At 48.5% G+C, this 26,084-nt stretch carries 25 protein-coding genes; 10 read left to right on the forward strand and 15 right to left on the reverse strand.

What is annotated here, in order from left to right; all coding sequences use genetic code 11:
- Positions 1-6: 6 nt before the first annotated feature.
- The 9 genes from AJ81_RS08945 to AJ81_RS08985 form a co-directional block, all read right to left on the reverse strand.
- Positions 7-1,479 carry an FGGY-family carbohydrate kinase gene (locus tag AJ81_RS08945; protein WP_031505358.1) on the reverse strand — a complete coding sequence of 491 codons (1,473 nt, stop codon included), beginning with the start codon at positions 1,477-1,479 and terminating at the stop codon, positions 7-9.
- A complete protein-coding gene (locus AJ81_RS08950; RefSeq protein WP_051368773.1) occupies positions 1,469-2,422 on the reverse strand; it encodes a transketolase family protein in 954 nt (317 codons plus the stop codon). The genes AJ81_RS08945 and AJ81_RS08950 overlap by 11 nt, the downstream gene beginning before the upstream one ends.
- Positions 2,415-3,254, reverse strand: a complete 840-nt coding sequence (locus tag AJ81_RS08955; RefSeq protein WP_031505361.1) for a transketolase — start codon at positions 3,252-3,254, stop codon at positions 2,415-2,417. Before AJ81_RS08955 ends, AJ81_RS08950 begins: the two co-directional genes overlap by 8 nt.
- Before the next feature lie 3 nt (positions 3,255-3,257).
- Complete coding sequence (locus AJ81_RS08960; protein WP_169728252.1) at positions 3,258-4,292, reverse strand: ABC transporter permease; 1,035 nt, start codon at positions 4,290-4,292, stop codon at positions 3,258-3,260.
- A gap of 27 nt (positions 4,293-4,319) precedes the next feature.
- Positions 4,320-5,876, reverse strand: a complete 1,557-nt coding sequence (locus AJ81_RS08965) for a sugar ABC transporter ATP-binding protein (RefSeq protein WP_031505364.1) — start codon at positions 5,874-5,876, stop codon at positions 4,320-4,322.
- Positions 5,877-5,882: 6 nt separating this feature from the next.
- The gene (locus tag AJ81_RS08970) at positions 5,883-6,524 is read right to left on the reverse strand and encodes a DUF2291 domain-containing protein (RefSeq protein ID WP_031505366.1); all 642 of its coding nucleotides are present in this window, start codon (positions 6,522-6,524) and stop codon (positions 5,883-5,885) included.
- Between the two features lie 49 nt (positions 6,525-6,573).
- Positions 6,574-7,527: a D-ribose ABC transporter substrate-binding protein gene (locus AJ81_RS08975; protein ID WP_031505368.1), complete on the reverse strand. Its 954-nt coding sequence runs from the start codon at positions 7,525-7,527 to the stop codon at positions 6,574-6,576.
- Positions 7,524-8,576 carry a LacI family DNA-binding transcriptional regulator gene (locus tag AJ81_RS08980; protein WP_051368774.1) on the reverse strand — a complete coding sequence of 351 codons (1,053 nt, stop codon included), beginning with the start codon at positions 8,574-8,576 and terminating at the stop codon, positions 7,524-7,526. Before AJ81_RS08980 ends, AJ81_RS08975 begins: the two co-directional genes overlap by 4 nt.
- Before the next feature lie 363 nt (positions 8,577-8,939).
- Positions 8,940-9,428, reverse strand: coding sequence for a hypothetical protein (locus tag AJ81_RS08985; protein WP_031505370.1), 489 nt, complete (start codon positions 9,426-9,428; stop codon positions 8,940-8,942).
- A gap of 552 nt (positions 9,429-9,980) precedes the next feature.
- Here AJ81_RS08985 and AJ81_RS08990 point away from each other — a divergent pair.
- The gene (locus tag AJ81_RS08990; RefSeq protein WP_031505372.1) at positions 9,981-10,865 is read left to right on the forward strand and encodes a fumarylacetoacetate hydrolase family protein; all 885 of its coding nucleotides are present in this window, start codon (positions 9,981-9,983) and stop codon (positions 10,863-10,865) included.
- A gap of 73 nt (positions 10,866-10,938) precedes the next feature.
- Here the strand turns inward: AJ81_RS08990 and AJ81_RS08995 are convergent, their stop codons facing one another.
- From AJ81_RS08995 to AJ81_RS09005, 3 genes are all read right to left on the reverse strand, one after another.
- A complete protein-coding gene (locus AJ81_RS08995) occupies positions 10,939-11,982 on the reverse strand; it encodes a hypothetical protein (RefSeq protein ID WP_039658584.1) in 1,044 nt (347 codons plus the stop codon).
- A 45-nt stretch (positions 11,983-12,027) separates the two neighbouring features.
- Positions 12,028-12,582 carry a hypothetical protein gene (locus AJ81_RS09000; RefSeq protein WP_031505377.1) on the reverse strand — a complete coding sequence of 185 codons (555 nt, stop codon included), beginning with the start codon at positions 12,580-12,582 and terminating at the stop codon, positions 12,028-12,030.
- 241 nt (positions 12,583-12,823) lie between these two features.
- Complete coding sequence (locus AJ81_RS09005) at positions 12,824-13,138, reverse strand: YkvA family protein (protein ID WP_157724370.1); 315 nt, start codon at positions 13,136-13,138, stop codon at positions 12,824-12,826.
- A gap of 118 nt (positions 13,139-13,256) precedes the next feature.
- Between AJ81_RS09005 and AJ81_RS10930 the strand changes: the two genes are divergently transcribed.
- Genes AJ81_RS10930 through AJ81_RS09020 form a run of 4 tightly spaced genes read left to right on the forward strand, consistent with a single transcriptional unit; the run spans position 13,257 to position 16,671 of the window.
- Positions 13,257-13,448, forward strand: a complete 192-nt coding sequence (locus tag AJ81_RS10930) for a hypothetical protein (protein WP_174375502.1) — start codon at positions 13,257-13,259, stop codon at positions 13,446-13,448.
- Positions 13,449-13,455: 7 nt separating this feature from the next.
- Entirely contained in the window at positions 13,456-14,391 is a 936-nt protein-coding gene (locus AJ81_RS09010; protein WP_031505379.1) for a 1-phosphofructokinase family hexose kinase, read from the forward strand.
- A complete protein-coding gene (locus AJ81_RS09015) occupies positions 14,388-15,827 on the forward strand; it encodes an FGGY-family carbohydrate kinase (protein WP_051368776.1) in 1,440 nt (479 codons plus the stop codon). The genes AJ81_RS09010 and AJ81_RS09015 overlap by 4 nt, the downstream gene beginning before the upstream one ends.
- 1 nt (position 15,828) lies before the next feature.
- Positions 15,829-16,671: a class II fructose-bisphosphate aldolase gene (locus AJ81_RS09020; protein ID WP_031505382.1), complete on the forward strand. Its 843-nt coding sequence runs from the start codon at positions 15,829-15,831 to the stop codon at positions 16,669-16,671.
- Between the two features lie 16 nt (positions 16,672-16,687).
- On the opposite strand, the gene AJ81_RS09025 is transcribed toward AJ81_RS09020, so the two are convergent.
- From AJ81_RS09025 to AJ81_RS09035, 3 genes are all read right to left on the reverse strand, one after another.
- A complete protein-coding gene (locus AJ81_RS09025; RefSeq protein ID WP_051368777.1) occupies positions 16,688-17,986 on the reverse strand; it encodes a M20/M25/M40 family metallo-hydrolase in 1,299 nt (432 codons plus the stop codon).
- Between the two features lie 15 nt (positions 17,987-18,001).
- Complete coding sequence (locus AJ81_RS09030; protein WP_031505386.1) at positions 18,002-19,399, reverse strand: YfcC family protein; 1,398 nt, start codon at positions 19,397-19,399, stop codon at positions 18,002-18,004.
- 582 nt (positions 19,400-19,981) lie between these two features.
- Positions 19,982-20,941: a P-loop NTPase fold protein gene (locus AJ81_RS09035; protein ID WP_407636280.1), complete on the reverse strand. Its 960-nt coding sequence runs from the start codon at positions 20,939-20,941 to the stop codon at positions 19,982-19,984.
- Positions 20,942-21,044: 103 nt separating this feature from the next.
- On the opposite strand from AJ81_RS09035, the gene tnpA reads away from it, so the two are divergent.
- From tnpA to AJ81_RS09060, 5 genes are all read left to right on the forward strand, one after another.
- Positions 21,045-21,434: an IS200/IS605 family transposase gene (gene tnpA, locus AJ81_RS09040; RefSeq protein ID WP_039658585.1), complete on the forward strand. Its 390-nt coding sequence runs from the start codon at positions 21,045-21,047 to the stop codon at positions 21,432-21,434.
- Positions 21,419-22,636, forward strand: coding sequence for an RNA-guided endonuclease InsQ/TnpB family protein (locus tag AJ81_RS09045; RefSeq protein WP_039658586.1), 1,218 nt, complete (start codon positions 21,419-21,421; stop codon positions 22,634-22,636). The genes tnpA and AJ81_RS09045 overlap by 16 nt, the downstream gene beginning before the upstream one ends.
- A gap of 93 nt (positions 22,637-22,729) precedes the next feature.
- Positions 22,730-23,656 carry a TAXI family TRAP transporter solute-binding subunit gene (locus AJ81_RS09050; RefSeq protein WP_031502397.1) on the forward strand — a complete coding sequence of 309 codons (927 nt, stop codon included), beginning with the start codon at positions 22,730-22,732 and terminating at the stop codon, positions 23,654-23,656.
- Positions 23,657-23,659: 3 nt separating this feature from the next.
- Positions 23,660-24,109 (forward strand): DUF1850 domain-containing protein, encoded by a 450-nt coding sequence (locus AJ81_RS09055; RefSeq protein WP_081708864.1) that lies wholly within the window; start codon positions 23,660-23,662, stop codon positions 24,107-24,109.
- Between the two features lie 12 nt (positions 24,110-24,121).
- Entirely contained in the window at positions 24,122-26,056 is a 1,935-nt protein-coding gene (locus AJ81_RS09060; RefSeq protein ID WP_031502393.1) for a TRAP transporter permease, read from the forward strand.
- Positions 26,057-26,084: the final 28 nt, after the last annotated feature.

Genomic DNA, 26,084 nt, shown 5'->3' on the forward strand with positions numbered 1-26,084 from the left:
TTCACCTCACACTCTAAGAATGGCCCTCTGAACAGCTTCTTTCCAACCTCTTATACATTTTTCTCTATCTACTTCCCTCATTTTGGGATAGTAATACGTGCGCTCAACTTCAAAGTTCCTTGGATCGATCACTCCCATTTTCTTCGCTGCCAACAGTGCAACTCCCAAGGCGGAGCAGTCTTCGAATTTGTTCACAGCGACGGGCACGTTCAAGATGTCAGCTTGAAACTGCATCAAGAACGTGTTCTTTGTGGCGCCCCCGTCAGCTCTCAGTTCTCGCGGTGTAACACCTGCCTCTTCGCACAACGCGGTGAAGAGATCATAAACCTGATAGGCAATTGATTCAATGGCGGCCCTCGCAATGTGAGATTTGTTTGTTCGACGACTCATACCACATATCAGCGCGCGCGCATCGTTTTCCCAGTATGGTGCGCCCAAACCAACGAAAGCTGGGACAAGGTAAACACCGTCGTTGTCTTCGACCGATACTGCGAGTCTTTCAATTTCTTCGGCTGAACTTGCCAGCCCCATCTGCTCAACGAGCCATTTGATCGTGTCACCGGAACTGTGTATGTTACCTTCGACAACGAAATCGACTTTGCCTTCCTGGGACCAACCGACTGAAAGAACCCCAGATTTTAGCCTCGGTTTGGTGTCTTTGACATTTATCATGATGGATGTGCCCGTGCCATAGGTCGCTTTCGTATTTCCTAAATCGAACCCGAGCTGTCCATAGAGAGATGCACTCGAATCTCCCATTATACCCAATATTGGAACCGCGTGGGGCAGGATTCCATCAAGATCTGTATAGCCAACGACATAATCGGAATCGACCAGAGCGGGCAATCTTATTCCGGAGATTTCGAAAATATCGATCAATTCTTCATCCCACTTCAGTGTGTTTATATTCAAAAGGAGTGTCCTACTCGCGTTTGAGTAGTCGGTGACGTGCGCCTTTCCTTTTGTTAGGTTCCACACCAGCCAGCTGTCTACCGTGCCGACGTACGAATCGCCTTCGAGCAGCTTTTCCTTGACTTCCTTCACGTTCTTCACGAGCCATGTTATTTTACTCGCTGAGAAGTATGGGTCGATCAACAACCCTGTTTTATCCCTCACGATGTCGGCGTATCCTTTGTTTCTCAGTGATTCGCATATTTCTTTTCCCCTTTGACACTGCCATACAACTGCGTTGTAAAGTGGTGTGCCGCCACCATCCCAGACCACGATGGTCTCGCGCTGATTGGTTACTGAAACAGCCAGTACCTTGCCTTTTGGAACGCTATGAAGAACCTCGTGACAAGCCTCGTACGTTCTTTTCACTATCTCGATTGGATCGTGTTCAACCCAACCTGGCATAGGATAGTACTGCTTATGATTCTTCGTTGCTTTCGCTACCAAATTCAACTTCGTATCGAAAAGAAACGCTTTTGTCCCTGCAGTACTCTGATCGACTGAGAGAATGAACCCCTTATCTTCCATGCGAAAGCCTCCTCAAAAATGCCTGGACCCTCGTGGCAATGCCCACTGAATCGAGACCGTAGTGTGAGAAGACTTCCTCCTGTCTTCCAGTTACGGGAAATTCGTCAGGTATAGCTATGATTTCTACGGGTACAGGAAAGTTGTTCCCAAGAACGGCCGAGACCGCTTCACCTAAACCTCCGTGAACGCTGTGTTCTTCAACTGTAACGACCTTACCGGTCTTCCGAGCAGATTTTATTATTATCTCCTCGTCGATTGGCTTTATGCTCGGCATATCTATCAAAGTAGCCTCGACGCCCTCTTTAGATAAGATTTCACAAGCCTTCAGCGCATGCCAGACAACTTCACCACAAGCAATGATGGTCACGTCAGATCCGTTTCTCAGAACATACCCTTTAGCGATCTCGAAGGACGGTTGATCGTAAACGAATGGTATCGGGTTCCTACCGATCCTTATGTAAGCGGGCCTTTCTCTGTTGACGATGTGTTTGACAACGGCGTAGGCCTGATTTGCATCGGAGGGTAATATCACGTCCATGTTTGGTATGGCACGAAAAGCCGCTATGTCGTGCAATGCGTGGTGGGTACTGCCAAGAGGACCATAGCTCACACCACCGCTGACGCCTATGATCTTCACGTTCGCCCCAGTATACGCCACATCGTTTTTGACCTGCTCAAATGCCCTCGCCGAATAAAAGCATGCAGGTCCAAGAACGAACACTTTTTTACCACAGAGAGCGAGTCCGGCTGCAATACCAACCGCGGACTGTTCAGCTATCCCAACTTCTATCGCTCTTTCCGGGAAGGTGTCGAAGAATTTCGTAATCGCCGCTGATCCACGCGCATCGGAGGTGACAACCACGATCGTTTCATCTTCCCTTGCCAACTCCATTAGAGCTTGAGCAACCATGTGCCTTGATGCCATTTTTGATTTCTCACTCATGGGCATCGAGCTCCTTCAGCCTTTCGTCCAGTTCCATCATCGCCATTCGCAACTCCTCATCGTTTGGAACTTTGTGGTGCCAGTCTTTGTTGTTCTCGATGAAGGAAACACCTTTGCCCTTTATAGTATGTGCAATGATAAGGTGTGGTTTCCCCCTCTCAACTGGTAAACCTTTGAAGGTGTCGATCAAGCGTTCTATATCATGGCCATCGACGTGGATGACATGCCAGCCAAACGCTGTCCATTTCTGCTCAAGGTTCTCGAGTTTCAGGATCTGTTCCGTGTCACCGCTTATTTGAAGTCTGTTTCTATCCACAATCCCGATGAGGTTGTCCAGACGATAATGAGCAGCTATTTGAGCGGCTTCCCACACAGAACCTTCGTCGAGTTCACCGTCACCCATTAACACGTAAACCTTGTAACCGGCAGACTCAATCTTGGCAGCGATCGCCATGCCAACTCCGACCGCCAAACCATGTCCAAGAGCACCGGTATTCACTTCCACTCCGGGAACCTTCGTTGTGGGATGCCCTGTTAAATAGGATCCAAATTGACAGTAACTCTCGAGGTCACTAACCGGAAAGAAACCGAGATCAGCGAGAACAGCGTAGTAGCTTTCGACACTATGGCCTTTGCTCATAATGAACCTGTCTCTATCAGGCAGTTTGGGGTTCTTCGGATCTATTTGCATGACCCCATAAAAGAGACTGAGGAGGATCTCGACACACGAAAGCGATCCACCAGTATGGCCACTCTTCGCCCTGTAGATCATTTCAAGGACCATCTTTCTGATTTGTACTGCTTTCTTTTTCAACATTTTGGTCTGTTCCATCACTCATTCACGTCCTTTTCCAATCCTCTCAGCGATCACCGCAGCTATGATTATGAAACCTTTCGCAACCTGTTGCCAGAAGGGTGAGACACCCGTCAGAACAAGACCGTTGTTGAGTACACCTATGATCAACGTTCCTATAATCGTTCCTTCTATCGTTCCTTTGCCTCCCGACAGAGAAGCACCACCTATCACGGCGGCCGCTATGGCATCCAGTTCATACATCAATCCCGCGTTGGGTTGCGCCGAATCGAGTCTTGCCGTAACGATCAACCCCGCAACTGCTGCGAGGAAACCCGAGATCATGTACGTTATGAGCTTCGTTCTCTTTGCATTCACTCCAGAAAGAACCGCGGCTCTCTCGTTACCGCCAACCGCATAGACGTATCTTCCAAACCTTGTGAATCTTAGAAAAACAGATGCTACAACCGTTATGACTGCGGCAATCCAAACGGGGGTGGGTACACCGAGAATCCAGCCAGAACCTATGAAGTTGAATGTTTCACCAAGCTTCGTTATGGGATAACCCTTGGTCCAGAGCATTATAAAGCCTCGCACAGCCGTCATGGTACCGAGGGTCGCAACGAAAGGTGGAACGCTGAACACCGTTATGATCAACCCATTGAGAAGTCCTATGGCAAGACCAACTATCAGCGCTATAATGGAAGCGCCCAAGACACCGAATTGGAGAACAACCCCAAAAGCAGTAAGAGACAGGCCGTACTTGAGCAACTTTGCTGCTACGGCACCGGTGAAACCAAGAACAGATCCAACAGAAAGATCGATACCGCCGGTGAGTATCACGTACGTCATTCCGATCGCCAAACATAGATTGACCGAGCTCTGCCTCAGTATGGTCCACAGGTTTCCCGGCGTTACAAAACGATTGCTGAGTATCGCAAAGATTACAAAGAGACCGCCCAGAATGATCAGTGACTGGTATCTGGAAATTGACCTGAGGTCAAAGGCTTTTTTCTGTGCTTCAACGGAAGGCACCATTTGTGTTTGATTGTCAACCTTTTGGCCGTTCTTCTGCATTCTCACAGCACGCTCCTTCCCGGGAGGTTAAGACGATGCTGACACCAATCTGAAACTTCTTGGGATCGCCGCCTTCAAGAGTTTCTCTTCGCTGGCCTCTTCTTTTGTGAATTCTGCTGTTTTCTTTCCTTCTGACATGACCATGATCCTGTCAGACATGGCCAGGACCTCCGGTAATTCTGAGGACACCAGCACTATACCGAGCCCGGCCTTGGCAAGCTCACTGATCAGTGAATACAGCTCTGATTTTGCATTCACATCGATGCCTCTTGTAGGTTCGTCGAGCAGTAGTACCTTTGGTCTCAAAGCCAGCCACTTCGCAAGTACGACCTTCTGCTGGTTCCCACCACTCAGGTTCTCAACGAGTTGGTTCAACGAGGTCGTCTTTATACCAAGTTTCCTGACGTATTCACGTGCGAGATCTTTCTCTTGATTCATGCGGATGAACCCGAATCTGGAGAGATTCTTCAAGTTTGGAAGGGAGAAATTGAGAAGAACCGTCAGTTGCAGAATCAAGCCCGACAGTTTTCTGTCTTCTGGAACATAACCGATTCCGGCTTTTATCGCATCTGCGGGAGTCCTGATCGAAACCTTTTTTCCCTCGATGAAGACATCTCCACTGATTCTACTCGGATGGTGGAAGCCGAATATGGCTTCCATGAGCTCTGTTCTTCCCGCTCCAATCAATCCGTATACACCGAGGATTTCACCCTTTCGGACAGAGAAAGACACGTTGTCCACTATCAGGTCTTCCCTATCAGGATCCAATACCGACATGTTTTCGACGCGCAGTACTTCATCTCTTATCTCGCTCTGTCCCTTCACATAGAATTGTTCGATGCTTCTACCAACCATGAGTCGCACAACGTCATCGTACGAGAAATCCTTGATATCGCCCCGAGCGACAAGTTTACCGTCTCTCATTATCATGATTTCGTCGGCTATCGCGAAAACCTCGTCCAGCTTGTGTGATATATATAAAATGGCTTTGCCTTGCTGCCTCAGATCCCGCACTATCTCAAAGAGATTCTCGATTTCTTTCTCACTTATGGCTGAAGTTGGCTCATCCATGATGATTATCATCGCCTGGCTTGCCAAAGCCTTGGCGATCGCGACCAATTGCTGTTGGCCGGTGCTGAGATCTGCCACTTTTTTCTTAGGATCAATCCTGAGGCGTACCCTCGACAACAGATCCTTAGTCTCCGCGTACATTTTTCTGTAATTCACGAATCCCCAAAAATCAAGTGGTTCCCTGCCCAGGTGGATATTCTCCATCACGGTCAAATTCGGTACAAGATCGAGCTCCTGTGGTATCAACACGATGCCAGCATCAATCGCTTCTCGTGGATTCTTGAAGTGAACTTCTTTCCCTTTGAGGAACATTTTCCCAACGTAATCAGAATAAACTCCTGCGAGAATTTTCATCAGGGTTGATTTACCTGCACCGTTTTCCCCCACTATAGCTGTCACGGTCTCTTCCTTCACGGCAAAAGAAACATCGTTCACCGCCACGACACCAGGAAAGGTTTTCGTTATGTTTTTCGCCTCGAGGATGACTTTAGTATCACCGATCGTGCCATTCATGTCGGATCAGTAACCTCCTTGGCTCAACTCGAGTCTTAAAGGTATGACGTTGATCGGGTATTTGATGGGATCGTCCTTGAGAACGTTGAAAAGGCCCAGAAATTTGATGACCGCCCCCTGAACGTTTGCTCCTTTCAGCGAATTGATAAGTGGTAGGGCCACTTCATCGCGAACGATTTGATTCAGCGCCGTAGAAACCAGATTGAAGTCCATGATCCTATCAAAATCTTCCATCTTGATGATCCCCGTTGCCATAACGATCGTGTTGCCAAACACGCGGGATGTGATGTAAAATTCAGGTCTTTCGGAGTCAGGGCGCACCTGCACCAAAATGCCGTCTTCATCGACGGAAACGATCTGTCCTGAACCCTCCACTATGTAGTACCTGTAGTTCGATACACCAACGGTCTTAGCGAACTTCTCGTGCGCTTCTTCAGGATTGATGTCAAAGGTTTCAAGCACCTCGTAAGCGTCGGCTTTTTTAAGATCTGCCAGCTGACTTTGCAATTTAGGCCAAACAACAGTTTGTGCATAAGCTTTTGGGTCAAAGCTCGCTTTGATTGAGCTCAACGGCACCACCTTACAGGATCTGTATATCAAAAACGCTGCCAGCACGATCAATGACGTCAGGATGACTCTCTTTCTCATGAATGCTCCCCCAAAGCACCCCGAGCCAAAGAGGCCCGGGGTGTCAAATTCACTTGCGTCCGTAAGGTGCGTACTTCTCGATGTTCTCAGTTGTGACGAGTTCGACAGTGACTGGGACAATTTCTGGGAACTGCCTTTCGCCTCTGAGATACTGGTCTGCCCACTCAGCCGCGAGTCTCGACATCAGTTTCGGAAATTGCATGATCGTTGCGACGATTTGTTTGCCTTCCTGAATCGCGTAAATCACATCTTCTGCGCCGTCGAACCCGAAGATGTAGATGTCTTTCCTTCCAGCTGCCTCAACAGCTTTCAGAGCACCCAGAGCCATGGCGTCGTTACCGCACCAAATTGCCTTTATCTCTGGATGCGCCTGAAGTATTTGTTCCGTCACCTTGAATCCGGTGTCCCTGTCGAACTCTGCACACTGCTGAGCCACCATCACAAATTCTTTGTAATTGTCGACGACAGAGTGGAAACCGTTCGACCTGTCCCACGTTGGTTGAGCGCTGAGGATTCCCAACAGTTCCGCATACGGTATCGTCTTCATGTCCTTGAACTTTTCCTTCATGAATTTGACAAAGTATTCGCCCATAAGCACGCCACCGTAGTAGTTGTCAGAATAAATCTGAGCTACTGCCAAACCTCTCGCGTTGATACCTCTGTCGATGCAGAACACTGGGATACCTGCTTCTTTTGCTCGCCGAACATTAGCAATCGAACCATCTGCATCTGTTGGATTGAAAAGGATTGCGTTGAAACCAGCCGCGATGATCGTGTCGAAGTGAGCAGATTCCTTTGCTGTGTCGTTTTGAGAGTCAAAGACAGTCACTTCGTAACCAAGCTCTTCTGCCCTCTGTTTTGCTGCGTCAGCAAGCACAACGAACCACGGGTTGTTCAGCGTAGAAATGACGACTGCAACCTTCCCCTTAGACTCAGCAAAGACACTGGTGACTCCTACGAGGAAGATAGCCGCGACGACCACCAGAACGATCAACCTTCTCATAAAACCACCTCCACCTTCTCAGTGAACCCCCTGTTGGGGGCATTTCTTTCTTTTACGGTTTCTCTCACGACGATGTCCGTCTGAAGTATCGTGACGCGCTTTTTGATATTCTTCCCCGAAAGCAGCTGCCAAAGGACCTTACCGGCCATGTACCCCATTTCGTATATTGGCTGTCTCACGGTTGTGAGTGCGGGTTTCGAGTATTTGCTATAAAACATGTCATCGAAGCCAACGACGCTCACATCGTCCGGAACGTGGTAGCCCATTTCGTTTAGGGCTTCGATGGCACCAAGGGCGACCAGATCGTTTCCACCAACCACCGCGTCTGGAATCTTCTTGAGCTTCTTGGTCAGCTCGTAACCACTCTCGAATGTGAATCTTCCATACAGAACTTGGTAATCTTCCACGCCGTGTTTTTTCATGCTTTTCATGAAACCTCGCAAGCGTTCTTTGGCACTCGACGTGTTTCTTTCACCGCTGAGATAAGCGAACGACCTGTGGCCCGTTTTTACCAAGAAATCGGTTATTTTTTCCACGCCGGCAGTGTTATCAACGCCGACATAAGGAAGGTCGATATCCTCGTAACGTCGGTCCATGAACACCATCTTGACCCCTGAGTTTTGTATTACCTTCGCAAAACTGGAGTTGCGACCACCAGAACATGTAACAATGATCCCCTCCACACTCTGCGAAAGAAGTGTCTTCAAAAGCTTCGTCTCTTCTTCGATGTTGTGGTCTGTTCCACAAACTATGAACATGTAACCTTTCCGTTTCAAATAATCCTCCGCGCCTTTAACCATCAGCAGGAATGCGGGGTTCGTTATATCGGGTATTATGAATCCAACCACCTTGGTTGACCCGGTTCGTAAACTTCTCGCTATTTGATTTGGACGGTACCCGAGCTGTTCTATGGCTTTTCTGACACGCTCTCGCAGTTCCTCGCTGACACTTTCCGGAGAATTTATGACTCTTGACACTGTGGAAATTGAGACACCAGCAAGTTGAGCCACGCTTCTTATGTTGATGGAGTTATTTCTTTGCTTCGTCATGAGACCCCCTCACAATGTGCTGTGAAAACGTTTCTGAAAACGTTCTTGAAAACGTTTTCAACCAACCACTGATATCTTGCCCGAGCACGTAACACATGTCAAGGCCAGATAAATGGCAATCTACCTCAGAATTAGGAGCCACCTTTAATTACGTCTGGAATTCTCATTTATTCTTTGCCCTGCTCTTGTTTTTTCCTGATCTCTCTGTTTGTTAACATTTCCGGGAGACTCGACACTGCCAAGAATCAGCTCGCAGACAGCATGGCCAACAACAGCTGGTTAAAGGCGATGTCGGGTGATAAACTCGGCTATGGGAGGATCATAAAAAAAAGGCTGCCTCCCGGCAGCCTGTAACAATGATCTTCACTTAGCGAACAGGTCCAGGTCGCAGTATGTCGTCGAATCAACGTTCTTCCACAAGGTTGCCAAACTGTTGTCTTCGAGCTTGATCATGATGTCGTTTTCGGGGCATCTAACACCATTGACGGTGACGTTTTCACGAAAATGAATCTCCACCTCGTGCCCGATGAAACCTGGTCCAAGGTCAAAGTGCGTCCAGTTCGCGATGGAGAAGTGCCTCGAATTCCATTTGTTTGCCGGAAGCTCGTTCACAACTTCCTGTCTCACTCCATCGATGTAGAATTCGACGAACGCGCTGGAGTCTTTAGCGGTCATGTAGTAGAAGCGATGCATGTCCTGGGTGCAGTAGAATCTCACGTAGTCGCCGTTGTGACAAAAGAAGGCGCCAATGTAGGGAAAATCAGCTTTCCAGGTTCTGTTCTTGAAGGTTGCGCCGACTGAAAAAACTATTACGACAACAGCGACCACCACGAAAACCATCCTTTTGAACATCTCCCCCTCTGCTTACCCGTCCTCGAAGACGGGTGTATTTGAGAACTTACAGACAAAGCTTTGTCGCGTTTTCTAAGTTGTCCAGAAAAGACCCCCCCACTTTTGAATTTGCCAAAAGGTTACTAAAAACGATTAGACCTGGCAAACTGTGCGGCGGGATAACCAAAAAGATACGCTCGAGTATCTCGCTCGGCATCGTGTCTCAGGAAAAGAAGCTCGTGGAGTTGAAAATTGCCAGTGCATGATTTTCCAAGAAATTTCGTAAGACGGCAGCCAGGATCGTGTCTGTGTGTTTCTGAAGAAGTCTTTGATAGATGTGTGCGCAGAATCTCTCATACTCTCATATGATCAAAATTGTCAAATCGTACGAATCTTGCTTGCAGAGAAAATATTTGTTCTGCCCTGTTATACGAAAAAGGTCCGCTCGTTTTTCGCTGGTTTCCCTATCAATCATTTTCTCGTTGTTGGGTAACTTTGACTCGGGTGCCTGAACAACTGGGAATACGGCGCTGATATAATCTCAGACGAACGCTTTTGAAGGAGTGGTTCTCAATGAGGCTGGTGAGTTTCGAGCTCGATGGACAGAGAGACTGGGGTATTGTCAGACCTGAACTCAATCTGGTTTGCCCATCCAGGCTCTGGCTGGGTGAAGACGCTCCGAAGACACTGCTGCAGTTCATCGAGCTGTACCACGACAGGATCTCGAATCTCGTTGAGCCAGAGCCAGATGATCACTGGTTGAAACTCGAACAGGTTCAGATCGTAGCGCCCATACCGAATCCAGTGAGAAACATCATCTGCGTTGGGAAGAACTACAAAGATCACGTTTCTGAAATGGCGAAGGTGGGTCATTCAAAAGAAACGGAAATCTCACACCCACACTTCTTCACCAAGGCGACGAACACGGTGAACGGCCCATACTCGAAGATTTATTTGCATCCAGAAATCACATCCCAAGTGGATTACGAGGGAGAGTTGGCAGTAGTCATAGGTAAGAGAGGTATCAACATTCCCGAAGAGAAAGCCATCGACTACGTGTTCGGCTACACCATCTTGAACGACATCACCGCGAGAGATCTTCAGAAGAACCATGTTCAGTGGTTCAAGGGAAAGAGCTTGGATGGCTTTTGTCCCATGGGACCTTGGATCGTGACGAAAGACGAAATAGGTTATCCAGTTGAACTTGAAATTCGCACCTGGGTCAACGGCGAGCTCAGACAGCATTCGAACACCAAGCACATGATCTTTGACATCGCGAAGTTGATAAGCATCCTTTCGCAGGGAATGACGCTCGAACCTGGAGACATACTGGCCACCGGAACACCATCTGGAGTGGGAATGGGATTCAATCCTCCAAAATTACTCAAACCGAACGATGTGGTGAGGATAGAGATCGAAAAGATAGGCTACATAGAGAACCAAATGTACGCTCGATGAGACGCCAAGCGATCCGAGTGAAAGGTTCATCGACAGCTCAAAACGAAAAGGGCGGGTTCCCCCGCCCTTCAATTCAGTAAGTGAAGCTACCTTGATACAGAACCGTCTCCCAAGTCCAAATGTTGTACTCGACGGATGGTAGATTGTCACAGAAAGCCTTCAACCAGCCTGCCATTTGAACTCCTCCAGAAAGTGTCAATCCACCGCTTAGTTTGGCATCCAGCCTGTTTCCAGTGGCAATTGTCGTTTCACCCTTCAACCAAGGGGAAAGCCTCACAAACGGTCCTGCGACGCTGTAAATGTAAGCGGACACCGTGAACGGCAGGCTGAGCTTCGCCAGCGCACCGGCCCTCACACTCGGTTTGGAAAAGCTCGGTCCGCTGTACGATGCATTCCGAGAAGCCGAGTAATTCCACTTGCCATCGTAAGTGAATCTGAGAGACGCATAGTGACTGTAGTTGGTGGACACGGTGAACGAAAGTCCCGCGCTGAACTTTTCGTACACCTCCGCGTTCACTGCCAACTCGAACTGGATCCACACCGGCACAAAGCTGATTGAAAAGTATATCGGCGCTGGTCTGTAAGAGAACAGAGTGGCAGACAAGGTCTTTTCTAAAGTACCAGTCACATTGATATCCAAAGACGGTTTGATCGTTATCGTCGGAGAAACGGACGCTTCGAACCTCCTGAGTCGCCAGCTCCAACTACACCATCCCGTCTTGACCCATCCGTGGTCTATCAGGAGCGAAACTTGCATGGTCAGACTCGTATCGATCCTCGGCGTTGCGGTCATTTGTACAGATGGTGTTGTCGAAGTGGTGAAAGTCAAAGTCTTCTGACCTGACTGTGAAGCTGTGAAGGTCCAGCTTCCAGAAAAATCGTTCTTCACTTTGTGTTCGATAGGCTTTGTGAGTGAATCTGGCTTCATCTTGTCGTTGAAGAATCCGATCTGAAAGGCAGTGTAGTCTCTCAAACTCTGGAGAACCTTTTCACTCGACTTTTCGTCCAGCAAGTTCTTCGGAGTCCCACCGTTGATCACCATGGTTTCCTTGAGTATGAAACCTTTGTCCGTTTTCTTCAGCACAGCCTTGTAGGTGTTACCACCGCCGAAGTCCACGTACCAGGAAACCGGCTCGGTCCTTGAAACGAAGGTTGGAGCGATCTATTCGAGCGTCGAACCCTCTGGAAGGACCAACTCGACCGTTCTCTCCGTGACAAGTGAGTTCTTTTCAGATTTCAAGAACGATGCGATGAAGATGTTTTGCTCGATCTGGTCCTCAAAGTACTTTGGCAACAGCAAGTCAGCGAGTTTTTCGTTGTTCTCGAACCCTTTTCTCGCTATCACGAATCTGTTTTTGTCCTTGTCGTACCTGACAAAACCAGGGACCTTCATGACGATCGTTGCCGTGAAGGTCTTATCAGCCGAGAACTTGATGTCCTTGACCGAGAAACCAGGCGTCGTTCCGTAGAGGAAGTAATACTCCTTTGTGGCTTCGTAGAGGAAGGCGTTAAACGACTTTTCATCCTGGAGCAGTTGCTTGTAGTATTCCGAATAGAACTTGGGCAGATCTTCCCCAGTGATCTTCTCCTGTCTGGTGATGATCGCAAGACCGTCGTGGTACACTTCGATCTTTTCCGTGATGGTTCTGGTGTACTGAGTTGCGAAGAGTACAGCGACAAGAAGTAGCATCACTACGAACATGAGCCTTCTGAGCATGCCACATCCCCCCTCGGACGTTTGGAAGATTCTCGCATGACGAGATTAGAAGGAGATTAGAGAGAGCTCTTTGTTTTGAAGGAAATCAAAAACGGAAGGACGCTCCTTTCCCACGACAGATTGCAAGCCATGATCCATCGATGCACCCAGAGATCCACGTACCACAAAATGAGATAGACCGCGTTGTCCGTTGGATGGCGCTGGACTCGTGAATTGAAAGTCGCTTTTTATCGCATCGTCTCTAAAAGAGCTTCGACAAAAGTTTCATCAGCCAGATGGCAAGGACGGCCCAGAACGCCAAGATGAAAAGACTCACCATTCCGAATCGCCTCTTCATTCGCAGTTGTTGCGCCTTCTCTCTGTACTCGTCCAGGGCTTCTTTTGGGATCGACTTGAGTGCCAAGGCGATGAGCGCTGGGATTATCAGTAGATCGTCCAGCTGACTGAGCAAGGGTATAAAATCCGGCACCAAATCGATCGGGCTCAGTGCGTAACCGAGCGCGAGTGCTATCAGAATCTTCGATCGTCTGGGTACACGCTCATCTTTTCTCGCCAAGTACAACGCGGCGAGGGTTTGGTTGATGTCTTTGATACCATTCTCTTACCCCTTTTCAGTTCACCTTGTATCTCAGCATCGTTCGTGTATCGGGCTAATATTATAAGGGTTATGGCAGATGAGTCATGGGTTTAGGAGAATTGATCTGGCAGCTTTGTGGTGTATATACTTGCTCATAGACTGGTGCACGGGATCGGCGACACGGAGCATCGCGGGACTGTTGAGAGGAAAGCTGGCGGACGTGTTGATAACAGACACAAACACGGCGCGTAACGTAGCTGAGTTCGTCTCCGAGAGAGATTGGAGGTAGCGAAAAGTTGAGCGTCCAAATACTCAATTTGAATCCTTGCTACGATCACTGGGTCATCATTTCGAACGTTCCGAAGACCCCAAACGTCCTGAGAGGCGACTACGTTGTGAAGCTCGTGGATGGGAAAGGATTGAACATCGCGAGGGTTTTCAACCTTCTTGGTTTCCATGATTATCTCTGCATCAACGTGCTCGGTGGCGATGTGGGAAAGATCATCTCATCGAAATGTCGCGAGGAGAACATCAAAACGGCGGAGTTCTGGATCAACGACGAGAACAGGATCAACACCGCAGTTGTGTACGAGTACGAGAAAAGAATGCTCATGGTCAACGAGCCTGGTCCAGTCATGACACCAGACGAGATCGAAAGGTTCATTCAGTACCTTGATTCCGTAATCGAGGAAAAGAGTACGCTGGTCATCTCTGGAAGTGCACCGAGAGGATTCGAGGCCAAGCACATGTCAAGGATCGCGCAGATGGTGAAGGAAAGAGGTTGCAGGCTCATGATAGACATTTCGGGAGAATGGCTGAGAAAGTTGGTGAAGTTCGAGCCAGAGATGGTCAAAGTGAATGCAGACGAGTTCAAGATGGCGTTCGAGCTCAGCAACCTGAGCGTCGAAAAGCTCTACGAAGTCAAGAAACGCTACAAGATCAACGTTCTTTGTGTGACCCTGGGCAAAGACGGCTCCATTACTCTCACAGAAGACAGAGTGTTCCATGCCAAACCGAAGCTGGTCCACTGTGACTTCTCCGTTGGTTCTGGTGATTCCTTCTTTGCGGGCTATCTCTACAAAGAAGCGATGGGCAAATCCATGGAAGAAAGACTGATCTTCGCCACAGCCTGCGGTATGGCGAACACGTTGAAGTACGGTGCGGCGATCTTTGATTTGAAAGACCTGAACGAACAGTTACCGCTCGTAGAGATCGCGGAGGAAAGATTATGAATGCTTACGTTGGTATTGACGTAGGGACCACGAACACCAAGATTCTCGTCGTCACGAAAAAAGGCATCGATAAGATCTACAAGCTTCAAACAGTCAAGAAGAAAATCGACGATGTCGAATTCTTCGATATGGACAGTATCGAGAAGGCTGTGAGAAAGACGCTCAAAACAATACGAAAATCGTATCGAATCGTTGGAATCGCGTGCACCAGCGTCGGTGAATCCGTCGTGCCAGTTGCATCAGGTAAGAAGCTACACGATCCGATCGTTTGGTACGACACGTGCACCAAATCTCTGTACGAAGAGTACCACGACTTGGTGAATCAGTTGGCACCCTACAGAATTTCTGGCTCGCGAGACATCTACTATTATTCGTTGTACAAGATCTTGTACATGCAGAAAAAAGGTCTGGTGGACCTGGGTGAAGTGGAGTGCTGGCTCCCCATATCTTCCTACATCGCTTACAGACTGACTGGCAACGCCGTGTGGGACATGACCCAAGCCTATCGTAGTCACATGGTGGATATCCATCGAAGATGCTGGAACGAAGAACTGCTGAAAGCTTTCAACATACGAATCGAGCAGCTTGGAAAACTGGATTACACCTCTTCCTTCGTTGGTTATCACGATGACATACCAGTGTTCCTCGCGGGTCACGATCATCTGACGGGAACTTTCGGTTTGATCTCTCTATTCGGCAGCGAGTTGATCTACGATTCGATGGGCACCGCCTCGTACACGGTGGCTGTCGCAACCGAAAAAACCAACGAGTTCCACATGGAAGGTCCTTTCATGAAAACAGGTGGTAACGTGGGCATAGCGTTCCAAGGCAGACAATACTACTTGGCTTCGGGAATGAGGTTTTACGGCAAATTGATCGAGATGACCTTGAAACTGTTTGGCTTGAAGTTTTCGTCAAAGAGGTTCGAACGGTTGAACGAATCCATCTCGCAGACACCGACCGATCCTGCCTTCTACATCTACGCAAACGGCGACAACATCGTGGGAGAAGATATCGACGGTATCAACTTCGTGCAGATCCCACCCGATTGTTCTCAAGAACAGATGCTTCAAAGTGTCTATCTGTATCTCTGCTACACGAGCAGGATCACTGTTGAAAATCTCAGACGCCTGCTTGGCAAGCTTCCCATAGTCGTCGGCGGTGCTCTGGTGCAAAACCAAGTTTTCATGAAGTACAAGGCATCCATGCTCGGTGAACCACTGTACTATTTGAACACGACCGAGCTGACGGCGCTCGGAGCGGCGATCGCGGCGATCACAGGCGTCAAAGATGAAGAAACGCTGAATTCGCTCAGAGAGAAGATCACTTTTCAAAGAATCGAGCCACACCCACAGGATGTTCTGAGAATGAACGGGCTTTATGAGAGAATGACTGAACAGTACGAGAAACTCTTGCAAAGACGAGGAGGTCAGTGAGATGCTCGTGACTTTGAAAGAACTGGTTCAAGTTGCGTACAAGTCAGACTACGCGATCCCAGCCTTCAACATCCACACCTACGAAGACGCGGTGGCGATCGTGAAGGGTGCCGAAGAGATGAGATCACCAGTGATACTGATGGCTTCTCCGAGTGCGATCAGACATTTGGGCATAAGAATCGCTGCGTGTATCATGAACGAGCTCGCCGAGAACGCGAAGGTCCCAGTCGTGTCGCACCTCGATCATGCGACGGACCTGGATGTCATCTTCAAGGCCATGAAGGCAGGTTTCACCTCGGTGATGTTCGACGGTTCGAACCTCCCCTTCGACGAGAACGTTGAAAAGACGAAGCTCGTCGTCAAGGTGGCAAGAGCCTTCGGAATTTCTGTCGAAGCGGAGATAGGCAGGGTCGGCAGGTCGGAAGAGGGTGAAGAAGCCACACAGATTTTGACCGAACCAGACGTAGCGAGGAAGTTCTTCGAACTCACCCAAGTCGACGCCTTGGCGGTGGCCGTCGGCACGGCACACGGTATGCAGAAACAAGAAGCGCAGATCGACTTCGAAAGAGTTCAACAGATACAAAGCGCGGTGGATGTTCCGTTGGTCCTACATGGCTCCAGTGGCGTGCCTGACGAAGATCTGACCAAGATCAGCAAGATGAATTTTGGAAAGATAAACATCGGCACGGTGCTGAAAACCGTTTATGTCGAGAGAATTAGAAAGATCCTGCAGGAACAGCCGCAACTCAAAGACCAGATCAAGTTGCTCGAAGAAGCCTCCAAGGCCGTTACGGAAATGGTGAAACACAAAATATCCCTTCTCAACAGCGCTGGAAGGGCTTGAACGGTCTCGATCAAGGTCACAGTTTCGTCATCAAGACTCTGTAGAACTCGCACATCTTCTTGTACGATTCGATCGATAGTCTTTCGTTCTTTCCGTGCACAGTTTCGAGCAGTTCCTTGTCCATGATCAAGGGTGAGAACCTGTAGATGTTCTGGCACAGGCCTCTGTAATGCCTCGAATCCGTCGCACCTATGGTGAGATATGGCGACACAACCGAGTCTGGGAACATCTGTTGGATCGTCTCCACCAACAGTCTGTAGAACTCTCCTTCCAAATCGCTGTCTGGCACAGGATCAGAAACTTGCCAATTCTCGTTCTTCACAACTTCTATCTCGAGGTCCTTAACGATCTCTTTCAATCTCTCGAACACTTGCTCTGACGTTTCACCTGGGATAATTCTGCAGTTCACCGTGGCGACGACCTTTTCCGGTACAACGTTGTCCGCAACACCCGCGTTGAGCATCGTTACACACATGGTGGTTCTGAGCATCGCGTTCAAGCTTGGAATCTTCGAAAAGATCGGTTCCAACAAAGATAGTGTCAGTCTTGGATTTCTCAAAAGAACGTTCAAGGGAAAGCCCCAGAGGTGCGAGAGAGTCTTCAAGAACTCCTCTGTGGATCTGGTCAAAACGGTTTTGGACTTGTAACGAGAAATGCGCTGGACCGCGACCGCCATCCTCTCCACGGGTGAGTTCCTCGTTGGAGTTGAAGAATGTCCCCCTTTTCCCTTCGCGACCAGATCGAAGCTCGCATAGCCCTTCTCAGCGATGCCCACCAATGCGATCGGTCTGTCTATCTTCGGAATCACACCTTTCACTATCGCAGAACCTTCGTCCAAGATCGCCTTTATCTTGATTTTCCTTTCCTGCAAATGTTCCACGATCTTCTTGGCTCCCATATATCCTTTCGTTTCTTCGTCGAAGCCGAAGGCGAGCATGAAATTGTGACTAGGATTGAAATTTTCCGAGAGCAATCTTTCCACAGCCTCCAAAAGACCCATCACGCTGGATTTGTCATCGAGAGTGCCACGGCCCCACACGAATCCATCCGCAACATCCCCAGAGAAAGGATGATGAGCCCAGCCTTCTTCGCTCGCCGGTACCACGTCCGTGTGCGCGAGGAACAGCACGGTCTCTTGCGAACCAACGTCCCACTCGTACAGAAGCGCGTGTTCGTTGATCTTGCTCACTCTCAATCGCGAGTGGGTCAACGGGAACGCTTCTTCGAGGAATCTTTCAAGTTTGGAAAACTCTTCCCAGTTGCCCGCAACGGTTCGAAACTTGATCGACTCTGAAAGTCTTTCGATCTCGCCCATATCTCTGCGCCTCCTTCAGAAGGGACCATAGTTGGTCCAGACCGCGATCAAGATGAAGCCACAACTGATCAAAAACACGAGTAGTTGAAGCAGAATGGTCTTCTTGAACCAACGAACATAGCTGTAGCTCGCGAGGGAGAGCGAAATGAGAAGAACTGGGTTGGTGGGAAAGATCATGTTCGAAAAACCATCTCCGAAGGTCCAGGCAAGCACCATTGTCTGTCGAGAGAGTCCAGACAATTGTGTGAGAGGCGTCAAAATTGGGATCAACAAAAATGCTTTCGCGGATGCAGACGGTATGAAGAAGTTGAGCGCCAAGACGAAAAGATATATCGTCATCGCCACACCGATCTGCCCACGACCTTCAAGAAGCTGTACCGACCCTCTGAGTATCGTGTCCAAAACCATTCCTTGCTCGACGATGTGTTTCACGCTCGCGGCCAGAAGTATGAGAATCGTTGAGGGCAGAATGGTCAAGAGACCGCTCAGAAAGATCTTGAAGGTCTTAGAAGGCCCAAATTTCGCCGCAAGACCACACAAGATACCCATGAAGAAGTAGATCAAGACCATCAAGATCACCAGATACTCTTGAATTGGTTTAAGGAAGAAAGAGAGCACTACGAGGGAAAGCATCAAGGTGAGAGAGATCAAAAAGACTCGGTAAGATTTCTTCGAACCTTCTTTAGAGACGTTCGAACTGATCGGAAACGACCGCCCACCCTTTTCTATTTTCCTCACGTGTGACATCAGGAAGAGAACGAGTATCACGTAAACCACGCCAAAAACGATCAATCTGAGCCAAAGGCCAGAAAAGATCGGTAGACCCGCGAGACTCTGTGCCAACAACACCGTGAACGGGTTGAACGTCGCGCTCGCAAAACCGAACCCAGCAGCGAGAATGCTCATGCCCAAGCCTGTGAACTCGTCCCAACCCATCTGCAAAGACAGATTCACAGCGATGGGGACGAAAGGCACCACTTCTTCGAACAGACCCAGCGCCGATCCAAGCAGCATGAAGGAAAACGTCGTGAGCAAGAGCAAAGAGTTCTTTCTGCTCGCGTACCTTGATACGAGAACATCTATCGTGTACTTCAGTGCCACGCTTTCGTGCAGAAGACTGAAACTCCCGCCGACTATCAGAAGCAAGATGAGAAGGGCGAGGATTCTCGGTCCGTCCGAGCTGAAGAGCACTTCGATTGGAGCGCTGAACCATCTGTAGATTGGCAACCTCTCAGCTTCGATTCTTCTGTAAGAGTCAAAATCGATCACCACTCTACCATCCACGACGTACCTTTCGAATCTGCCCATGGGAAGAACGCGCGTGAGAATGCCACTCAAAAGAACCAAAGAAAGGAGTATCAAGAAGGAAGAGATGAAGATCTTCTTTTGGAATGAAAATGCCTTCTGACTCATGCCATCTCCCCCACAGCGATTTATGCCTCACTACTCGCTTTTCTTCGAATATTATAATAGCTCTTGTGCAAAACAAAGCTTCTTTGGTCAATCACTGGATCGTACCAAAACAAAAAAGCCCCATGTTTGGGGCTGTGGTTTTCATTATCTACTTTTTATTCCTTCATCTCGTTCTCATCGTGCCGCGTCTCTATCTTCATGGACCTCGCTTCTTCACTTCGTGCTAACGAGAAATCTTTCTCAACTTCGGGAGCGCTTTAATCCTTTTTCGATATCTTTTGCTCACGACGAACCCGACTTTTTAGACCGACACCAATGTACACATCCACCGTCTGGACGGTTCAGCTTCTCATGGAGCGCTCCCATTAAGATATATACGAAGCAGCAAGTTGAAGAAGGATAACGGTACGAAAACGAAAAGATGAATTGCCCGTGAGTCAAGACCAATCGAAAAGCCGAGAGCTTTCGGAAACGCGTCTTCTGCAACGCTTGCTCGCGAGGTATGGTATTCGACGGTACGAGTTTGAATTTAACATTCGACACCGTCGACAAGCTCGACAATCGCTGGACAGACTCGACAGCTCATCGAATCTGAAAGAGCGAATTCATGTCTACGTGCTTGAACTTGCCTGACAAGCGGTAAACTCCGTTCCTGAAGAGCAAAATTTTCTTTTGCACCAGCTGTTCGATTACCGAATATGCCGTCGTGCGTTTGATGCCAACTTTTTGAAGCTCCGACACCAGCTGTTCTTTCGAGCCTGTGAAATTCCTGAGTGTTCTCAACGCTTTTCTCTGATTCTCGGTCAGGGTGAGTTGGTGAACGAAGTACTCACCGACCAACTTTTCTATGGTTCTGACGATGTGTTCTTTCGATATTCTTTTCTCTTCAACGTTCTCGAAGACCGTTTTGTTCAATATCCATATCGCGTCCCTTGGATTGCCATCGGCGAAATCACTCGCGATCTCGAGGACTTCTTGCGATACGAGGTCCAAATGCTCACGAATCCTTCTGATCAGTAACTCCTTTATATCGCTTTTACTGAGGGGTTCCAAGAACACGATGTCTTTGAAGATGTTTTCGAGGTTCCCCGCTTCGTTCCATCTCATCCTGTCGGCGCTGTACTCTCTGTAGATGGAGTATGGAAGTGCTAAGATGACGACCAAGCCTTCGAAAACGATCTGTGATTTGATGGCATCCAGCGTTCTCAAAACGTCCTCCTTTCTCTCTTTATCGAGCTCATCGATGAGCAAGATCAGCTTTTCCTTCATTCGTACAGTTTTTTCTATCAACTCTGCGAGCTTTTCCTTCGCGGCGAAGAAGTTGAACCTGGGCATTTCGCTCTTTTGAACGTTCACGTTGGCGCTCGCGACCATTGAAAATCCGAGCGCAAAACCTCTAACGCTTGCGACTTCTTCGGTGATCCACTCTCTGATCTGCTTCGCTTCCCTTGCGATCTCTCTTTCAGCCTCGAGCGCCCTGGCTAAGTTGTAGATCAGATCGTACAGTATGCTGTCGACAGACTCTCTCAGAGTGATGTTGATCTTTTTGACAGAAAATAGTGTTCTGCAAGCCCTTCTTCTTCAGGGGATGGGTAAGGAGCTTGTTCGTTATTAGCATGTGTTATAATTGTATAGGGTGAAAACTATGCAATTAAGAAAAACAAGATGGAGTCTTTATAATTTGAACTATCATTTTGTGTGGATACCTAAATACCGCAAAAAGATTCTGGTAGATAGCGTTAGGCAAGAGCTCGAGAAACTTATTTTTGAAATCGCCAAAAAACATGGGATTGAAGTCCTATCTCTATCAGTTCAGCCAGACCATGTCCATCTTTTTGTTTCAGCACCACCGCGCTTATCCCCAGCTCAAATAGCCAATTTGTTTAAAGGAGTGTCTTCTAAAAAACTTCTTGAGAAGTTTCCACATCTAAGAACAAAGGAAGGATTATGGAGCAGAACATATTATGTTGGCTCAGCAGGAACGGTTTCAGAAGAGACTATCAGGAGGTACATCGAAGAATGTCAAGATATATAGTCAGAACTTACAAAGTGCCTGTTCCGAGAGAATTGTATCCTCTGTGTTCTGAGCTGAACAGGCTCGCTGGTCGAATCTACAACAAAACCATGTCGCTGGTCAAGAAAGTAAAAAGCAAGAAAGGTTTCTGGCTTTCACCAGGAGCAACACAAAAATATATCCTGCGTTGGAGTAGCACTATCAATATCCATACCCATTCCAAACAGGCTATAGTTCAGCAATACTTTCAGGCGCTTAACAGTTACTTTACTGCAGTCAAGACAAACCCACAGTTGAAACCACCACATAAGAAGAAAAGGTTTATGCCGTTCATCTGGAAAGATACTGCTATAAAACTTTCACCAGAAGGGGTTCTGAGACTTTCAATGGGTAGTAGTCAGGAGCCAATTTTGATACAAACGACACTGCCAGCCGGTACAACAATTAGGCAAGTAAGACTTGTGTATGAGGCTGAGAAATATTATCTTCACCTTGCAATAGAGGTGAAGAATGAGCATAAGAAGAAACAGTCTGTTGAAGTTATGTCTGTAGACCTTGGCATACTTCGTCCAATAACTTGCTTTGATGGCTCTGAAGTGATTTCGTATCACGGTGGTATTCTCAACAGTCTAATCAGATATCGCAACAAGAAGTTGGCAGACTTTCAGCGAACGTTAAGCAAATGCAAGAAAGGTTCCAAGAGGTATAGAAAACTGTTGAAAGCAAAGCAGCGAATGCTGAAACGAACAAAACATCAAATAACGGACATACTGCACAAGATAACCAGCAACTTTCTTAAGATGTGTTTACAGAAAGGGTATGGGACTATTGTAATTGGTGATATCACAAATATTCGAGAGCGTGTAGAAGGGAACGATAACTTTAATCAAAAAGTTCATCAGTGGTGTTTCAGAAAGATGGTGGACATGATAACCTACAAAGCACAGCTACTGGGGATTGAAGTGAAACTTGCTTCAGAAGAATATACGAGTCAGATCTGTCCTGTATGTGGTAGCAAGAACCATGCGGTTGGTCGCAACTATGAGTGTAAAAGTTGTGGATTTAGTTATCACAGGGACGGAGTAGGAGCGATAAACATCTGGCAGAGGTATCTTGGGAAGAAGTCCCAAGTAGTAGCGGGATTGGCACCCGTCAGAGGTGTAAGGTTCAAACCACACCTCTGTGGCCATGGAGTATCAAATGCTCCATGGAAGGCAGCCTAAAGAGCTGCTAAGAATCCCATCCCCTTCAGGGGATTGGGAGTGTCAAATGTGTGTTAGAATAATGGTTAGTCTATTCTAAAGGGGGTATGCCAAATGAAGAGGTTACTGGTTGCTGCGATTGCGCTTTTGGTCATTGTAGTACAGGCTGCCACGTTCTTGACCATCGCCACCGGCGGCACAGCGGGAACTTACTATCCTCTCGGTGCAGGCATGGCAGATATCTGGAACAAAAACATCAAGGGTATGAACGCGATGGTACAGTCCACCGGCGCGTCGGTCGCAAACGTCAACTTGCTCAAGAACAAGGAAGTAGACCTCATATTCGTCCAAAACGACGTGGCCTTCTACGCCTACAACGGAGTAGAAATGTTCAAAGAACCGTTCCCACAGTTGAGGGGTCTGGCGACGCTCTATCCCGAGACGGTCCAAATCGTTGCGCTCGCCGACAGAGGAATAAATAGTGTCTACGATCTGAAGGGCAAGAGGGTCGCCGTGGGTGCTGCTGGAAGCGGTACTGAGGTCAACGCAAGGCAGATCTTGGCCGCGGCTGGAATCACTTACAACGACATCAAGGTGCAGTATTTGAGTTTCGCAGAAGCAGCGAACAACCTCAAAGATGGAAACATCGATGCCGCGTTTGTCACCGCGGGACATCCAACAGCAGCCATCGTTGATCTTGCGGCGGTCAGAAAGATCGTGCTCGTTCCGGTCCCGGATGAGATCATCGCATCTCTGCAGAAGGATTATCCGTTCTACGTCAAGATCGTCGTCCCGGCCGGTACTTACAAGGGAGTCGATGTAGATGTCATCACAGTCGCTGTCAAGGCGATGCTCGCGGTCAGAGCGGAAATGCCAGAAGATCTCGCTTACCAACTGCTCAAGACCATGTACGCAAACCAGAAGAGACTGATCGAAGCCCATGCGAAGGGTGAACTCATAATACCGGAAACTGGTAAGGAAGGTATGTCCATACCGCTGCATCCGGGAGCGGAAAAGTTCTTCAAGGAGATGGGACTCTAAACGGTGAGGGCGTCCTTGCTCTGTGCCTTGCTGAGTCTTCTATCATTTCGATACGTTTTGGTCGTTGAGAAGCAAGGTCAGGTGATCTTTCAGAAAGTTCTGAATGAAGATTGGTTTGCCGTCGTATTTGTTCATTCGGTGGAACGCACGTTGGTCGAAGAGCGTTTCAAAGTTGAACCCGATGGTTCCTTGCTTTTGTTTGAGACTCGGTACAGTTCTTACGGGGCAGGTTTACCTTCTGACGCGGAGGAAGGATTCGCTGTCGAAGAGGGAAAATTTGTTTTGAAACTTCACAGAAGATTCGAGCGGATCGTCCTCCGCGTTTCGCATATTGAAGGCCACGGTATGGTATTCTGTGATAGGACGATTTGGTTTAAAGACATAGCGAACGTTAACGATGCGTTGACTATTTATGTGAAGGTTCTACCTTCTCTGAAGTTGAAAATCTTTTGAGGAGGAATCATCGTGAGCAACGAGAAAGGTACAACCGATCAGGCGAAGGAGATACTCGAAAAGTACGACAGAGAGGCGCGCTACAGAAGTTTTAGAGGTTTCATGGCCAAGATTGTGGCAGCCATAGCGATAACCTTTTCGGTGTTCCAGATTTACACGGCCGCCTTTGGTGTGCTGGACGCAATGATACAGCGCTCGATTCATCTGGCGTTCGGTTCCTGCTTGATCTTCCTGCTTTATCCGACGAGCAAGAAATGGCCGAGGGACAGATTGCACTGGTTCGATCTACTGTTAGCGATAGTTGCACCTTTGACGACCATATACATCGTTGTGAACTACAAGGAACTGGTTCTGAGATCAGGCACGGTTACCAGGCTGGACTTCGTAGTTGGGATTTTAGGAATCGTACTCGTTCTCGAGGCGACGCGCAGAATCGTAGGTTTACCGATAGTGATAGTCGCTCTGTGTTTCATCCTGTACGCACTTTATGGAAGATACATTCCCGGCATAATGGCTCACAGGGGTGTTTCACTCCAGAGGCTTGTCGGACATCTGTTTTACACAACGGAAGGTATCTTTGGAATCCCACTTGGCGTTTCTTCCACCTTCGTCTTTCTGTTCATCCTGCTGGGCGCGTTTCTCGAGAGAACAGGACTCGGACAGCTCTTCATAGACATTGCGAACGCGCTTGCGGGATGGGCTACAGGCGGTCCGGCGAAGGTCGCAGTCTTCTCAAGTGGGATGATGGGCATGATAAGTGGCAGCAGTGTTGCAAACGTCGTTGGAACCGGTACCTTCACCATACCCATGATGAAAAAACTCGGTTACAAGCCTGAATTCGCCGGTGCAGTGGAGGCAACCGCATCGACGGGTGGACAGCTGATGCCACCGATCATGGGTGCCGCAGCCTTTCTGATGGCAGAGTTCACAGGTATCGCCTATTCGAAGATAATAATCTCTGCCGCCATCCCGGCAGCTCTCTACTATTTCGGCGTCTGGATGGGAGTACACTGGGAGGCAAAGAAGCTGGGCCTCAGAGGTCTTTCAAAGGAAGAGCTTCCCAAGATGAAGAAGGTCCTGCTCGAGAGAGGCCATCTTCTGTTCCCGCTGGTTGCGATCATCTATTTGCTGGTGACGGGTTTTACCCCCATGAAGGCCGCACTGTACGCGATAGTTTTTTCTGTAGCCTCATCGCTCATCAGGAAGAGTACGAGAATAAAACTGTCGGACGTTCCCGCAGCACTCGAAGCGGGAGCGAGAGGCGCGCTGAGCGTTGTTGCGGCAACTGCTTGCGCTGGAATAATCATCGGCGTCGTGACACTCACGGGTATAGGCTTGAAACTGGGTACTGCGCTGGTTGACCTGGCACGTGGAAATCTCTTGATAACACTGTTTTTCACCATGCTCACCTCGCTCGTGCTTGGAATGGGAGTGCCCACAACGGCGAACTACGTCATCACTTCAACGATCGCAGCACCTGCGCTACTCAGGTTGGGAGTACCGGTCCTCGCTGCCCATATGTTTGCCTTTTATTTTGGCATCATCGCGGATGTGACCCCTCCCGTCGCACTCGCTGCAATGGCTGGCGCAGGTGTAGCAAGGGCGAATCCGATGAGGACAGGTCTGACAGCTTCGAGACTCGCAATCGCTGCGTTTCTCGTACCTTACGCGTTCGTTCTTTCACCACAGCTGCTGCTGGTGAACGTTTCCAACCCGATACAGGTGATCTGGCCATTGTTCACATGTGCCTTGGGACTGTTCTCACTTTCGGGAGCTCTGGCAGCTTATTTGTTTGGCAATCTTACTGTGTGGGAAAGAGCGCTGTACGGTATCGGCGGTATTTTGCTCGTTGAACCGAGTGGTTTTACTGATCTGATCGGTTTGGGACTGATCGCGGTCGCGTTTTTGCTGCAGAGAGCAAGGATGCGTTTGGCAAAGAATGCTTGATCGATAGCAACGTTTTGTTTTTGGCGGC

Origin of the sequence: Pseudothermotoga hypogea DSM 11164 = NBRC 106472 (assembly GCF_000816145.1) — a bacterium.
GTDB lineage: Bacteria > Thermotogota > Thermotogae > Thermotogales > DSM-5069 > Pseudothermotoga_A > Pseudothermotoga_A hypogea.